Source organism: Synechococcus sp. R55.4, assembly GCF_047461935.1.
In the GTDB taxonomy this organism is placed as follows: Bacteria; Cyanobacteriota; Cyanobacteriia; order Thermostichales; family Thermostichaceae; genus Thermostichus.
Genome location: NZ_JANSIF010000010.1, coordinates 1 through 14,122, shown reverse-complemented (window position 1 = coordinate 14,122; position 14,122 = coordinate 1). Strand labels below are relative to the sequence as shown.

The window sequence follows — 14,122 nt, the reverse complement described above, 5'->3', positions numbered from 1 at the left end:
GATCGTCTTCTTTTTCTTGCGCATGACCTCTTCTCTTTCCCCTTGGAATGCCCACGGTACGCTTGAGTGCCTGGAGTGGCCGAGAGCATGGCCGCCGACTCGCACTTCTACCTGGACGGACGAGGCGAGGGATCGGCGCCACTGGGATCCCTTCCTAACCGCCTGCCAACAGATGGCGCGGGCGCGGGGCGTGCCCCAAATCCTCAGCTTGTCCCAGCCCATCCCAGAGCTGGATCCGCTGGCGGTGCTGGCCCAGAAGCTGGGTTCTCTCCCCACGAACCGATTCCCGAGCTACTGTTATTTCTCCCACAAGGCCCGCGGGGAAAGGGTGCGGGTGCTGGGGTGGGGATCCCTGCGGCGGGTCGATCTCTCGGGAGAAGGGGGCTTGCAGGCGGCGCGGATTTTTGTGGAAGAGCTGCAGCCCCATGTCCATACCGCTTGCGTCGGCAGAATGGAGCCCTCTGAGGTGGGGGGATCCCCAGGCAGCCGGCAGGAACGCCCTCTGTGTTTCTGTCGCCTCAGTTTCAGCCCCAGGAGCAAAGGGGGGGCAGCGCTGGTGCTGCCACGTTGGCAACTGTTGCAGGTGCCAGACTCCTGGGGATCCCTGACGGTAGCGCGGCTCAATCTGGAAATTGCTCCCGAAAGTGACCTAGCAGCTTTGGCCGGGCAGATCACCGCCTTTTTTGCCCAAATGGAGCGCCTTTCTCGATCCCCCTTGCCCTTGTGGGAATTGCAAGCTCCCGTGCCGGTGGAGGTGGAGGAAGCTGCCCTCTTGGGGCGCATCCAAAAAGCCCTGCAGGCGATTCGGGCGGGATTCTTAGAAAAGGTGGTGCTGGCAGAGGCTGTGGATCTGCACTTGCCTGCCTCGCCATCGATCCCGCCTCTGCTGGCTTATCTGGAAAAGCATCATCCCGATTGCAGCATCTTTGCCTTCGCCGCTCGCGCTACTCGGACGGAGTCCCTGGGGGCAGACAGGCGGGGGAGTTCGCCGGCCAGTCCTCTCCCTCTGACCCAAGAGGGGATCTCTCCCCAGGTTTTCTTGGGGGCCACTCCGGAGCGCCTGCTCTCTGTGTGGCAAGGTCGGGCACAGATCGATGCCTTAGCCGGCTCTGCAGCCCGTGGAGCCACCAGCCACCAGGATCAGGTGCTGGCCGAGAGGTTGCTTTGCAGCGCCAAAGACCGCCGAGAACATGAGTGGGTGGTGCGCTCGATCCAGGAGGCTCTGGGTCGGTTGGGGATGGATCCCTGCATTTCCCCTCAGCCTCGGCTGCTCCGTTTGGCCAACATCCAGCATCTGCAAACTTTGATCGAGGCCGAGCTCCCCGCCGATGTGCATCTGTTCGACCTGCTGGCCCAGCTCCACCCGACGGCGGCAGTGGGAGGGTATCCCCAGCAGGCGGCGCTGCAGTGGCTGGAGCGGTTGGAACCCTTTGATCGCTCTAGCTATGCTGCTCCTTTGGGCTGGGTAGATTTACAGGGCAATGGCGAGTTTGTGGTGGGGATCCGCTCCGCCCTGATTCGGGGGGATCGAGCCCGTCTGTATGCCGGTGCCGGGATTGTGGCCGACTCCAACCCAGAGCAGGAGCTGGCCGAGATTCGTCTGAAGCTGCGCTCTCTGGTGCAGGCTCTGGCCCTACGCCCTGCGGCTCTCCCGCTCCCAAGCCTCTGAGAGAGGGGATCGAGAGGGTGTTTCTGCCGCCACTGCGCGAGGTTGATACGAACCGCTCCACGAACCGCTACAGTGAGAAAGCTGGTCTTTAGATTGGCCTCGGTGTTCTCTGCGGCATGGCGACCCTAAATCCCACCCATCCCCCTCGTATGGCCGGATCCCGCGCGCAAGTGGGGCTTTGGCCCGGCCTGATCCAGCACTATCGGGAATGGCTCCCCGTCAGCGCTAGCACGCCTGTGGTCACGCTACATGAGGGCAACACGCCCCTGGTGCCTTCCCCGGCTTTGAGCCAACGGCTGGGGCGAGACTGCCAAGTTTACCTGAAGCTGGAGGGCCTCAACCCCACCGGTAGTTTTAAGGATCGGGGTATGACGATGGCGGTGTCCAAGGCCAAAGAGGCCGGAGCAGAGGCCGTGATCTGCGCCAGTACCGGCAACACCTCGGCGGCTGCCGCTGCCTTTGCAGCCAAAGGGGGTCTGCGGGCCTATGTGCTGATCCCAGATGGCTATGTGGCCAAGGGCAAACTGGCCCAAACCCTGATGTATGGGGCGGAGATCATCGCCATTCAGGGCAACTTCGACCAAGCGCTGGCCATGGTGCGGCAACTGGCGGAAACCTACCCAGTGGCTTTGGTGAACTCGGTTAACCGCTTCCGCTTAGAAGGGCAAAAAACCGCCGCCTTCGAGGTGGTGGATGCTTTGGGGGATGCCCCCGATTGGCTCTGTATCCCGGTGGGCAACGCGGGCAACATCACCGCCTACTGGATGGGGTTTTGCCAGTATCGCCAGCAGGGCAAGGCTACCCGTCGCCCTCGTCTCTACGGCTTCGAGGCTGCCGGTGCTGCTCCCATGGTGTTAAACCGGGTGGTGGAACACCCAGAGACGGTGGCCACAGCCATTCGCATCGGCAACCCTGCCAGTTGGGTGAAGGCCAAGGCGGCAGTGCAGGTGAGCGGCGGCCAGGTGGATAGCGTCACCGATGAGGAAATTCTGGCGGCCTATCGTCTCCTGGCCGCAGAGGAAGGGATCTTTTGCGAGCCGGCCAGTGCAGCCTCGGTGGCAGGATTGCTGAAATGGCGAGAGCAGGTGCCTGCCGGGGCACAGGTGGTGTGTGTGCTGACGGGCCATGGCCTCAAGGATCCCGACACGGCTACCCACCAGGGATCCACCCCCATCCACACCGGCGTTGTCCCTGAGCTGTCCGCTGTTGCCCGTCTGATGGGTTTTTAGGAGAGTCGATAAGTCGATACCGGTCAGGCAGCCTGCGACTTCATGGGCTCCGAGCAGGCCAAAATGAACTGGTCGATCTCCAGCAGGATGCGTTCTGCCTCGGCCAGAGAGGCCGGTACGCTTGCCAGCACCTGGGCATCTACTTCCGCAGCCTGCTCCGCTTCTTGCAAGAGGTTCATCGAGTCATGGCCGAGCAGGAGCTCCAGCTCGTTCAGGGTTACCATGGCCAGTTGCTGTTCGGCTTGATGGAGCTTATTTCGTAAAGTCTGAACTTGTTCGGTTTGCGCCTTCAGCCCGACTTCCGCCTGCTCCGCGCGAGACATAGCCAGTTGTGCAGCCTGCTGGGCCTCATCCCGCTGAGCTTTCAAGAAGGCCATCTCTTGCTCCAATTGGGCCAATCGCTCCTGCAGGCTGTAAATGTGCTGATCCCGGTCTCCCAAAGCTCGCTCTAGCTCGCGATTTCGAACTTCCATCTGCTGACGAGCTTCGTTCGCTTGGGCTAGCTGTTCCGCCAAGTTTGCCATTTCCTCTTCCACGTTGGTAAGCCGACTCAAGCGTTCCAAAACCTGAGCATTTTCCGCTTCAAGTTTCTCAATCAGCGCTTGAGCGCTCAACAGTTCTGCTTTGGTGGAGTCCAGCTCGCCACAGACTTGATCGTAGTTGGCGATTAGCTCGCCAAGCCGGGCTTCTTTGGCTTGCAGTTCTTCTCGCAAGGAGTTCATCCAGCGGTCGCTCTGCTCAATCCGCTGTTGCAAGAGCGGCAGTTGAACCAGAGCTTGTTGGGCAGCACTGAAATAGCCAAGGAGTCGTTTGAAGTGGCGCTGTAGGTGGCTGTGGGACTGATCCAATTTGTCGAAGGCTTCGTTGAGAGAGAGATAGGCCTCGCACAGTTTCATGTAGCGCCGAGCCACAGAATCAGGATGATCCATAGGGTTATAGAGTCCAGGTGGGGGTGCCGTGTCTATTTTATGCTGTTCATTCTATTGGCCAAGCCTGGAGAAGGAGGCATTTGATACAACAACTGGGGGCTTAATTTTACTTTAATATCCGGTGCCCCAATCTCTCTTGCGAGCCAAGGCCAAAGATTCTGCCCCAATACAGCTTCAGACGTTACCCACAGGCTACACAGAGACTAAAGCAGCTCCTCAAAAGCAATTGAAATCTTGTCTTGACCACACAACCGGTTCATCTACATATTTAGTGTTCATGAGAAGATGCCCACGAGCTCTAGCGCTAGATGTGCTGCAAAAGTAGGGCTCTTCATGGCTCAAACCGGCTGCGCATTGGGGATCCCTAGCTTCTCCAAATAGGCGGCTGCCCGCAGCAGTTTGGCTTCTTGATAGGGGGCGGCCACCAGTTGTACGCCAAAGGGCAGGGATCCGCTCTCGCGCAACGGCACTGAAAGCACCGGCAGGCCGATAAACGAGAGGGGCTGAGTGTAGAGGCCGAGGTTGGGCCGAGTGAGAACCTCTACCCCATCGATCACCATCTTCTCTTGGCCGAGCAAGGGGGCAAAGCAGGGGGTGGTGGGGGCGATGAACAGATCGATCTCCTGAAAAATGGCCTGCACCTGCTGGCGATACCAGCGGCGAAAGCGCTGCGCCTGCAAGATCCAACTGGCAGGCAACAGGGCTCCGGCCAAAAAGCGATCCCGGGTGGCCGGGTCAAAGTCGTGGGGGCGAGTTCGCAGGTTGGGCAAGTGCAGGTTGGCTCCCTCAGCAGCCGTGATCAGGAAGGCGGCGGCACGGGCGCGCTGGGCTTCCGGGATCCGCACAGTCTGGCCGACCCCCAAGGCTTGGGCCACCTTTTCTACCCCGGCCAAGATGGGGGGCTCTGCCCCTCGGGCAAAGTAATCATCCGCCACCGCGATGCGCAAGCCCTCGATCCCCTGCCCCAACTGCCCAAAGGTGGGATCCACAGGACGCCGGGTACAGACGGGATCTTGGGGATCCGGCCCTTGCATAACATCGAAGCTGAGGGCAATATCGGCCACCGAACGGGCCAAGGGGCCCACGTGGTCGAAGCTGGCGGCAAACAGAGCCACCCCTGCCCGCGACAGACGGCCATAGGTGGGCTTGAGGCCGTAGACGCCACACAAAGAGGCCGGTACCCGAATCGAGCCGTTGGTGTCGCTGCCCAGGGCAAGGGGCACCAAACCTCCTGCCACCGCTGCTGCCGAGCCGCCAGAGGATCCCCCCGCACTGCGGTTGAGATCGTGGGGGTTGTGGGTGGGGCCGTAGTGGCTGTTTTCGGTGACGAAGCCATAGGCATACTCGTCCATATTGAGGGTGCCCACCAAGATCGCCCCTGCCTGCTTGAGACGAGCCACCACTGTTGCATCTTGGATGGCCGGGGGGTTCTCGCGGTTGATTACAGAGCCAGCTAGGGTGGTGAGGCCGGCCACGTCAAACAAGTTCTTGACGGCAAAGGGCACCCCTGCCAGCGGGCCCACCGGGATCCCTTGAGCCACCTGTCGATCCACCTGCTCCGCTGCTTGCAGAGCCGATTCCTCCAGCACGGCTGTGAAGGCATTGAGCTGGGGATCCCGCCGGCGAATCCGCTCCAGACAGGCGGCCACCACCGCTTGGGCACTCACGGATCCCTGGCGGACAGCCCTGGCAATGGAGACCGCGTCGGCGCTGCCGAGAAGATGGGGATCGCCGGTCATACTTGCGAGTCAAAGGTGGGAGCTGGCTCAACCGTCGGCGGCAGTGGGAACTCCAGCACCTGCTGAGCAATGGGCAAAAAGCGGGCAAAGTTTTCGATCACCCCTGCTCGGTGGTCGGGATGCAGGGGCAGTTGCAGCAGTTGGGCCATCTGGTCGACGTAGGTTTCCGGATCCCAGGGTTGCATGGTTCTAGGGTCAGCAGGCCGGTTGCGGCAAAGATACCACAAGCTCGCCTGCGAACACCACCAGGCAGCCTCCAACAACAAGACCGTCGTTGGCTAGGGAGCGGCCATCTGCACAGCGTTGCCCTGCAGCGACCAGAAGCGCTCGTTGGGCAAGACAGGACGGGTTACCGCTTGCCGTTCCAGCTCCTCCAGAGCGACGCGGCGGCTACTTGCAGAGCTATTGGCGGCAGCGCTGGCCTGTAGGCGTTTTCGGAATAGGCGCAACTGCTGCTGCTCCGCGGCGGGAGAGACATGCTGGGCAAAGAGGGGATGCAAGACCTTCTCTTCCTGCTCAAACTGGGCCCGCAGTTTCCGATAGAAGTGAAGGGCAGCAGAGGGATCCACCTGCTGGGGAGTGCGCTCTGATTGGTGCAAAAAGCGCGTCAGCTCCGGGATCTGATCCCGCAGATGTTGCTCCAGCCGCTCAATTTGGTCGCTAAGGTGGGGATCCGCCTGGAGAGCCGACCTGAGCAGGGGGTAGAGAACATGGCGCTCCAGTTGAATGTGGCGGGAGAGGCGCTGTCGCAACCTTTGTACACAGAGGCGTCGCTGCTCCAGATCCAACTCCGGCGCTCGAGACAGGCGAGTCAAAAACTGCAGGATGACGCGGTGCTGTTCAGCACAAAGGGCAACCAGCGTACCGGCAGAGGCTGAAGAGGACATGGCATTCACAGCAGAAAAGTTTCATCCTAGCTTAACTTTGTCAAGAAATGGTGGCTTGCGTAAGGGTACGGGAATAGCGCAGGTGTCTTGGATACACTCGGGCAGCAATCCTGGGAAAAGTTGTCCAGATCTAAACTCCGGCAACGCCACTCTCTAGGCTTGCACAGGCCAGCGGCGTTTCCAAGCAGAAGTGGGCTCCAAAGGGGATCCCTGCTGTTCCCGTTGGCGTTGCAGACGGATTTGCGCTCTATCTCCTTTCAAGGTGGGATCCCGGTAGGGCACGGCAGCGCGAGTTTTCAGGTGCTCCCACTCCATGGGGGAAAGAGGCGGCAGGTGGTCAGGTTGGGGCGAGGCCACTGTCCCCGGCCAAGGACGACCTACCGGGGGGGTAGAGCCGATGAAAAGCCCTGCTTCCAACAGAGCCGCTCGCACCGCCGCTGCACAGGAATAGGTGGCCAAAATGCCGGTTGGTCGCATCCGTTCAGCCACGGCCCGCAGGAAATCCACCGTCCACAGCTCTGGGCAAACAGAAGGCGAGAAGGGATCCAAAAACACCGCATCTGCCCACCCCAGCGGCACCTGCAACACCGTTTGCCGGGCATCGCCCCACAGCAGCGTTCCGCGCCAGCGCTCCGATTGCCAGGATCCCTGTTCAATCCAGTGTTGCCATTCTTGCCCAAAGCTCCAGGTGGATCCCACCCCCGCCTGCCAAGCCTGGCGAGGCACTTCCGGGGATCGCTCTAGGCCGATTACTTCTACAGAACAGTGGGGCCGGATTTGCCAAATGGTTTCTAGGGCAAGGCCGGAGTTGTAGCCCAAGCCAAAGCAAATATCCAAAAGGCGAATGGGCTGGGCGGGATCCCGCTCCAAAGGCAGCCGATCCAGCCGGCAAGGGCGGACAAACTTCTCCAGAGCCTCCTGAGCGGCACCACTGACGTTGTGAAAAGCCTGTCCAAACTCTTCCGAGAAAAAGGTCAGGGATCCATCCCCTGTGGTCAGCACCTGCCACCGAGTCTCCATTGCCTGCTGTTGTCTCTATTTTCAGTTGGGCGATTCTTTGATAGCTTGAGAACGTTGAGATGTGTTTCGCAGCTCACCGGCAGGGCTCTCGACATCCCTGAGTAGGGAGGATATTTCAACAGCTATGTCTCTACTGGATTGGTTTGCGGAACGGCGCAGACAAACCTCTCTAAACCTGACAGGTAGCAGCCCCTTCGACAAAGAGCGTCAGGTGAGAGAAATTGCCGATGGCCTCTGGCAAAAGTGTCCTGCCTGTGACACCCTGACCTACACCAAGGATCTGCAGCAAAACTGGCAAGTTTGCCCCAGCTGTGGGCATCACCACCGCATTACAGCCCCAGAGCGTCTGGAACAGCTTTTGGATCCCGGATCCTGGCAGCCCCTGGACGAACACCTGGCTCCCACGGATCCCCTGCACTTTTTCGACCAAAAGCCCTACTCCGAGCGCTTGGCCACCTACCAGGAGCGCACCCAGCTCAAGGATGCCGTCCTGACAGGGTTGGGAAGCCTGGAAGGGATCCCGGTGGCGATTGGGGTGATGGACTTTCGCTTTATGGGCGGCAGCATGGGCTCGGTGGTGGGAGAGAAGATCGCCCGCCTCACGGAACGGGCCACCTGCGATCACCTGCCCTTGATCCTCTTTTCGGCTTCGGGGGGGGCCCGCATGCAGGAAGGGATCCTCAGCCTGATGCAGATGGCCAAGACCTCAGCCGCCCTACAAAGGCACCGCGACGCCAGACAATTGTTCATCTCCGTGCTCACCCATCCCACCTATGGCGGGGTAACTGCCAGCTTTGCCATGCTGGGAGATTTGATCCTGGCCGAGCCGGGCGCGCAGGTGGGGTTTGCCGGGCCCAACGTAATCGAGCAAACCATCGGCAAGGGCAAGCTGCCAGAAGGCTTCCAAACCGCCGAGTACCTGCTGGCCCAAGGGCTCATCGACGCGATTGTGCCCCGTACTGAGCTGCGCAAGCGGCTGGCCCAGTTGCTCTCTATGCACCGTCCCCGTTTGCACATGTCCCTTCCCTCCATAGACTCGGAGGCTTTAACCCTGCAACCTATGCTGTAGGTAGATCCGCCTAAGATGCGGAATTTGTGGCCGAGGCCGGATCCCTTCCCTGCGGAGGGTGTAGTCATTAGTGGAGAGATATTGGGTTCCATCAGACTTCTCTCCGGCTCCTGGGGTGGGGGGGCAGGTGTTCTGGGATGGAGCCGTACTGTCCCCTGCGGATCTTCCAAGATTTCCTGGTGCGAGGCAGCGGATGGTGTTAAGGTGGGGCATGAGGTCTTGACCGGAAACGATGAATTTTAAGCCGCGCATCCGTACTGCTGAGACTCCACAAGGGCAAAAACTGGCGATTGTGCCGCTGGAGGGTCGTTTTGATGCCAAGGCTGCTTCAGAAGCTCGGCAGTTGCTCCAGCAAGTTATAGATTTCGGTTACACCAATATGTTGATCGATATGTCGTCGGTCACTTTTATGGACAGCTCTGGGCTGGGGGTGTTGATCTCTGCTTTGCGCAAGTGCCGTGCTGCTGGGGGCAACCTCAGCCTCTGTTGCGTGCCGGAAAATGTGGCCCTCGTCCTCAACCTCACCTCTATGGAAAAGGTATTGACCTGCTTTAGCGACCTGGAGACCGGCATTGCCAACTTTTCCAGCGCTCCCACTGCTCGTTAGGCCGACATTAGGCCTTACTTTTGGGGATCCCCCGATGCTCTTTTCAGCCCATCAGCGAATTCTGGTGATCCCTCTAGCAATTTTCTCAACAATCTTCAGCCATGCCCCAGACCGGCCTCGATACCTTTCAGCTTCTCTACCAGCACCACCGTGGCCCCAGCTTCTGCGAGCGCATGCTGGCAACAGCTCCTGGGCGCTTTAACGAGGCGTTTTGGCAGTTCTGGCAGATGCACATCGAGCCCTGTCTGCCTCCTGCACCGCGCTTGTTGGATCTGGGAACCGGGCCGGGGTTTGCTCTGGGTCAGTGGGCGCAACGCTATCCCGGAGGACACTTCATCGGGGTGGATGTGATGCCCTACATGTTGGAGCGAGCGGCGGCAGATTTGAAGGGGATCCCTGGAGTCCATTTGCTGCAGGCCGACCTGCACGACCCTCACTTGCCGCTTGAGGCCAACAGCGTCGATGCGGCTCAGGCAGTGGTGGTGTTGCACGAGATGGTTCAGCCCTTGCGCCTGTTGCAGGAGGTGCTGCGTCTGCTCAAGCCGGGGGGGCGATTTTTGCTGGTGGATTGGGTGCGCGCTCCTCTCAGCCTCTACTTCGACGCCGATACAGAGGCCCAACTCTTCCAGCCCGATACCCCTTTGGAAACACTGCTGGATCAGTTCACCCACTTCTGCGAGCACAATCGCTTTAGCGCCGAAGACCTGGCGTGGTTGTTGGAGAGGGTGGGTTTTGCGGTGGTGGCTCAGCAGCTCTACAACCAAGATCGCTTTGTGCGACTTGTGGCCGAAAAGCCTATCTCCTGAATGTCTGTGCTGACATTTTCCCCACCGCTAAAGCCGGGAGATTCTTTCTTGCCGCTCCACGCTCCTCGCGCTTCATTGCAACTTGCTTTCACTATTTTCGCTCATGGCTGCAGGGATCCAATGGGCAGGCTGCGCCTGGGCAAACACCTGCACTTCAGTGCTCATTTTGCGCAGTTGGCGGGCTAACTTGATTGCCTTGTCGCGGGGAAGGGGTGGGCTCACCACCGCCGGCAGACAGCCCAATAGGGGTTTCAGGGCCGTTTTGGGCAGGCGTGCGTAGAACGATAAAGCCGAGAGGATCTCCTCTTCAAAATAGGGGTTGCGATACTCTAGGAGGCGCACCTGATACAGCTCTGGGGGAAGAGGCCGTCCTTGGGTTAAGCGAATCAGGGATTCCACCGTTCCCATCACATAGAGTTGATCGCCTTCTTTCAACGGGGTCTTGCCCTCTTTTTGCCAGATCTTGGGAAAAACACAGGGTTTCTCCGGTCGGGAGCGATGCAGCAAGATCACCAGGTCATAGTCCTGGGCCAGTTGGCGCAAGGATAGCCCCAGGTAGTGGCAATCGGCCGAGACCTCCAGCAGCGTCACCAGCAGAGTTTCCCCCTGCCAAGCCAGGGTGCCGTAGACGGATCCCACCAGTGCTGCTGTGGCAAAAGCCCGTGCCCCCAACCCGGTAGCGCTGTAGCTGATCCCCAGGGTCTGCATGTGGCGCTGCATGCGAGCCGCCAATTCGGGATCGGTAACCCGCAAAATGGTGCGGATCCCCGGCTGCAGGCTGTGGGCCGTCAGGGCCGTCTCCAGGTTGGTGAGATCGTCAGGGGTGGTGCAGATCAGGCAGCGGCTGCCTTGAATGCGAGCCTGCTGCAGCGTGCTTGCCAGGGCATAATCCCCACGAACCACCACCGCTCCCTCCCGTTCCGCTGCCTCCAAGAGAGGGTTCTCGCTATTGGGATCCACCACCACCACCTCGTAGCCCATCTGCCGCAACAACTGCAGCACCAAATAGCTCAGCCGCCCCAACCCTGCGATCACCACATGATCCTCTTTGGGCATACGGGCAGCCCGACCCAAGCCAAAGCGACTGCTCACCAATTTGTCGGTCACCAAGCCGTAAATCAACCCCACCAGGGCAGCCCCCACCAAGGTCATCATCACCGCCAGCACCTTCACCCCCAGCGGTGTTTCCGGCTGTTGAAAAGCCTCAATATCCCCGTAGCCCCCTGTCAGCACCACGATCGTCAGCAAAAGCCCCTCGATGAGGGGTTTGCCGATCATCCTGAAGTTGATCACCCCCAGCACCAGCATGGCCCCCAAGGTGAAGGTGAGGGTGCGCACGATGGGCTTGACCTGTAGGAGTCCCTGCACTCCTCTGCGCAGCCAAGACCCAAGGGATCCCCGCCCCAACGACCTGCCTTGCCGTTGTTGTCGCTTGTCCTGCATCTGGCCGCTGGCCCAGCGCTGTGCCCGTGAGGAGCCCCGTCGCCCGTTGCGTTCCAACAGTTGCAGGTAGGCTCTGGGATCGCAAATGACCAAAACGCGATCCCCCTCCAGCAGCTCTGCCTCGTGGTCAAAGTCGTCGAAAACTCGCTGTTTGGAAAAGTTAGAAAGCCCATCCACCGGGTAATGAAACAGCACCCGCGCCCCAAAAGTTTCCTCCAGCTCCGAGAGGGGCATATGCAGCAGGCGGGAGTTGTATCCGATGGTCAGCTCTACCACGTTCCAGAGGGTGGTCTCTCGGTCTGAGACAAAGTAAGCCGGATCTGCCAGCTCTGGCGGAAGCGTGGCCGGCTGGGCTTCCAGCTGGGGCAGCTCAAAGTAGCCAACAAATTCGTCGGAAACAGCCTTAAGGGCAAAAGCCGGGGCAGCCAAAGCCGCCACCGATAGGGAAAAATGCTGCGGCAAAGCCGAGTCGAGATAGCGGGCAAGGCTGTGGTTGAACAGACGGGAGACGACACGCACCTGTGGATTGAGATCTCGAATCAGCAAAGCCAGCTCGAAATTGGCTTGGTCGCTGTCCTCCAGGAGCAGCGCCACCCTAATCTGCTCGATCCCAGCCCGCTGCAACACCCCCGGCTGGCGGGGATCCGCCTGTAGGTATTGCCACTGCTCTTCCAAATGAGGGGGCAGATCGGGAGCAACTACTACAGCGCGATGTCCAAAAGCTTCTAGGGCTTGGAGAGTGAGCTCCACCAAATCGTTGTAGCCGCAGACCAGGATAGAGACACCTGGATCCCTGCTATTCTCTTGCACCTGTGCATGAGGCGATCTCGAAAGGGAGCTCACCATAGCTCTGTCATCTACCCTGCTCCCTTTATACCCGAAGCCTCTTCAGCTTTCGCGAGTGCTGTCAATACCGCTGACCGCAAAGCCCTGGGTAGAGACCCGTTGCTCAACAAGACCGGCTGCGTTGCTGGCCATCTCGAGTGCTGTCGAGAACAGGGGGAAGTTGGCCAGTTCCATCCCAAAGGGTGAGAGATGAGAAAAACTTCTAAGAGCTTGACCCGGTACTTGAGATCCTCTATCATTGCCCCAAGGCGAGGTTCTTGAATAAAAGTCTCAATAAAGCTGGCCTAAGATGAGGGTCAACAGAGTGAGATTTGCGGGAACCGCCTTTGTCCTTTGGGCGTAGCTTTCAGGTTTTTTCTCAGAGAGAGGCATGGCCAGCTTGGCCGGTGGAGCTGTGTCTCTTGAGATGTTTTTGAACTTAGGAGTTGGGTATGCGCTTATCGCGACGGCAATTTGTCAGTGGAGCCACGCTAGGTTCTGCGGCTCTGGCAGCAGGGTCTCTTCTGCGTCCGGCCCATGGCGCCAATCGGGAAGTGAACCTCTACACCTCGCGGCACTACGGCACAGACGAAAAGTTGTACGATCTCTTCAAGGAAAAAACAGGCATTACGGTCAACTGGGTGCAGGGCAACGCCGACGAGATCGCCCAGCGCATCCGCAGCGAGGGATCCAACAGCCCCGCCGACATCTTCATGACGGTGGATATTGCCCGGCTGTGGCGGGCTCAGAACGAGGGCCTGTTTCAGCCCATCCAGTCCGAGACGCTCTCCAAAAATATTCCCGAGTCTCTGCGGGATCCAGAGGGGTACTGGTTTGGCCTCACCAAACGAGCCCGGGTGATCATGTACAACAAAGACAAGGTGGATCCCAAGGAGTTGTCCACCTATGAGGACTTGGCAAACCCCAAATGGCGGGGCAAGGTGCTCACCCGCTCCTCCAGCAACGTCTACAGCCAATCCTTGACGGCCTCGATCATCTTGGCCCACGGGATCCCGGAAACAGAGCAATGGGCACGGGGTTTAGTAGCCAATTTTGCTCGTCCGCCGGAAGGGGGAGACACGGATCAGATCAAGGCCGTGGCCGCCGGAGTGGGAGATGTGGCTCTGGCCAACACCTACTATTTGCCCCGTTTGATCAAATCCGACAATCCAGAAGATCGCGCCGTAGCCGAGAAAATCGGCGTCTTCTTCCCCAACCAAGAGGATCGCGGCACCCACGTCAACATCAGCGGGGCCGGCATTCTGAAAACAGCTCCCAACAAAGAAGCGGCCATCCAATTTTTGGAGTTTCTCTCCGGGCCAGAGGCGCAGGCCATTTTTGCCCAGAGCAACAACGAGTATCCAGTGCTGCCAGGGGCCGAGATCGACTCGGTGGTGGCCAGCTTTGGCACCTTTAAGGAAGACACGATCAACGCTGCCAGCATTGGCCGTGTCACCCCTGATGCGTTAAGAGTCATGGATCGGGCAGGTTGGCGATAGGGGTTGGGATCGCCCAGAGCGCCGGGGTGGCCGAGAGTCTTCTTCATTGGCTCCCCGGCATGGCTTATGGCTCGGCCATAGATCAAAGCCAAGCCTCAGATTTTGGTCTTGAGACGTGACATACTCCCGCACTCATGCTGACGTATAGATAGAGAGCGGGCTTTCGGTAGCCCTGTAGTTGGCAAGCCAACCACGTTCGCGAAGCCAGCCGTAGGCTTAGCCTCTGGGCTGGTTTACAGCAGCCCCCAAAAGCGCGATCATATTTGCCCCATTCAAGTCCGCATTCCCTTCCCATCCACAATGCTCACACTCAAACTTCTTCTCACTGCGATAGGATCGCGCAGGGTCGGGATGGATGTGCAGACACCGGTGGCAAGTTTGGGATGTATAGGCAGGCGGA

Annotated in this window: 14 protein-coding genes; 6 read left to right on the top strand and 8 right to left on the bottom strand. The window is 59.5% G+C overall.

What is annotated here, in order from left to right:
- Nucleotides 1–22 precede the first annotated feature (22 nt).
- Both NW842_RS03895 and thrC read left to right on the top strand, forming a co-directional pair.
- Complete coding sequence (locus NW842_RS03895) at nucleotides 23–1,669, top strand: isochorismate synthase (RefSeq protein ID WP_414355473.1); 1,647 nt, start codon at nucleotides 23–25, stop codon at nucleotides 1,667–1,669.
- Nucleotides 1,670–1,818: 149 nt separating this feature from the next.
- Nucleotides 1,819–2,898 carry a threonine synthase gene (gene thrC / locus NW842_RS03890; RefSeq protein WP_414355507.1) on the top strand — a complete coding sequence of 360 codons (1,080 nt, stop codon included), beginning with the start codon at nucleotides 1,819–1,821 and terminating at the stop codon, nucleotides 2,896–2,898.
- A gap of 23 nt (nucleotides 2,899–2,921) precedes the next feature.
- Here thrC and NW842_RS03885 read toward each other — a convergent pair whose 3' ends face one another.
- The 5 genes from NW842_RS03885 to NW842_RS03865 all read right to left on the bottom strand — a co-directional run bounded on the left by NW842_RS03885 (nucleotide 2,922) and on the right by NW842_RS03865 (nucleotide 7,473).
- A complete protein-coding gene (locus NW842_RS03885) occupies nucleotides 2,922–3,827 on the bottom strand; it encodes a hypothetical protein (RefSeq protein WP_414355472.1) in 906 nt (301 codons plus the stop codon).
- 338 nt (nucleotides 3,828–4,165) lie between these two features.
- Nucleotides 4,166–5,566: an AtzE family amidohydrolase gene (locus NW842_RS03880; RefSeq protein WP_414417511.1), complete on the bottom strand. Its 1,401-nt coding sequence runs from the start codon at nucleotides 5,564–5,566 to the stop codon at nucleotides 4,166–4,168.
- Nucleotides 5,563–5,751 carry a DUF4089 domain-containing protein gene (locus NW842_RS03875; protein ID WP_414355470.1) on the bottom strand — a complete coding sequence of 63 codons (189 nt, stop codon included), beginning with the start codon at nucleotides 5,749–5,751 and terminating at the stop codon, nucleotides 5,563–5,565. The genes NW842_RS03880 and NW842_RS03875 overlap by 4 nt, the downstream gene beginning before the upstream one ends.
- A 93-nt stretch (nucleotides 5,752–5,844) precedes the next feature.
- Nucleotides 5,845–6,453 carry a hemerythrin domain-containing protein gene (locus tag NW842_RS03870; protein WP_414355469.1) on the bottom strand — a complete coding sequence of 203 codons (609 nt, stop codon included), beginning with the start codon at nucleotides 6,451–6,453 and terminating at the stop codon, nucleotides 5,845–5,847.
- Between the two features lie 153 nt (nucleotides 6,454–6,606).
- A complete protein-coding gene (locus tag NW842_RS03865; protein WP_414355468.1) occupies nucleotides 6,607–7,473 on the bottom strand; it encodes a tRNA (5-methylaminomethyl-2-thiouridine)(34)-methyltransferase MnmD in 867 nt (288 codons plus the stop codon).
- Between the two features lie 124 nt (nucleotides 7,474–7,597).
- On the opposite strand from NW842_RS03865, the gene accD reads away from it, so the two are divergent.
- The 3 genes from accD (at nucleotide 7,598) to NW842_RS03850 (ending at nucleotide 9,955) form a co-directional block, all read left to right on the top strand.
- Nucleotides 7,598–8,542: an acetyl-CoA carboxylase, carboxyltransferase subunit beta gene (accD, locus tag NW842_RS03860; protein WP_414344447.1), complete on the top strand. Its 945-nt coding sequence runs from the start codon at nucleotides 7,598–7,600 to the stop codon at nucleotides 8,540–8,542.
- Nucleotides 8,543–8,774: 232 nt separating this feature from the next.
- Nucleotides 8,775–9,149, top strand: a complete 375-nt coding sequence (locus tag NW842_RS03855) for an STAS domain-containing protein (RefSeq protein WP_414355467.1) — start codon at nucleotides 8,775–8,777, stop codon at nucleotides 9,147–9,149.
- A gap of 101 nt (nucleotides 9,150–9,250) precedes the next feature.
- Nucleotides 9,251–9,955 (top strand): class I SAM-dependent methyltransferase, encoded by a 705-nt coding sequence (locus NW842_RS03850; RefSeq protein WP_414355466.1) that lies wholly within the window; start codon nucleotides 9,251–9,253, stop codon nucleotides 9,953–9,955.
- A gap of 72 nt (nucleotides 9,956–10,027) precedes the next feature.
- Here the strand turns inward: NW842_RS03850 and NW842_RS03845 are convergent, their stop codons facing one another.
- On the bottom strand, nucleotides 10,028–12,208 hold the full coding sequence (locus tag NW842_RS03845) for an NAD-binding protein (RefSeq protein WP_414417510.1): 2,181 nt from the start codon (nucleotides 12,206–12,208) through the stop codon (nucleotides 10,028–10,030).
- Nucleotides 12,209–12,286: 78 nt separating this feature from the next.
- A complete protein-coding gene (locus tag NW842_RS03840) occupies nucleotides 12,287–12,418 on the bottom strand; it encodes a hypothetical protein (RefSeq protein ID WP_414413640.1) in 132 nt (43 codons plus the stop codon).
- 251 nt (nucleotides 12,419–12,669) lie between these two features.
- On the opposite strand from NW842_RS03840, the gene NW842_RS03835 reads away from it, so the two are divergent.
- Entirely contained in the window at nucleotides 12,670–13,722 is a 1,053-nt protein-coding gene (locus NW842_RS03835) for a Fe(3+) ABC transporter substrate-binding protein (protein WP_414417509.1), read from the top strand.
- A 216-nt stretch (nucleotides 13,723–13,938) separates the two neighbouring features.
- On the opposite strand, the gene NW842_RS03830 is transcribed toward NW842_RS03835, so the two are convergent.
- Nucleotides 13,939–14,122, bottom strand: a 184-nt coding sequence (locus NW842_RS03830) for a zinc ribbon domain-containing protein (protein WP_414374473.1), incomplete at its 5' end; no start/stop codon positions are given.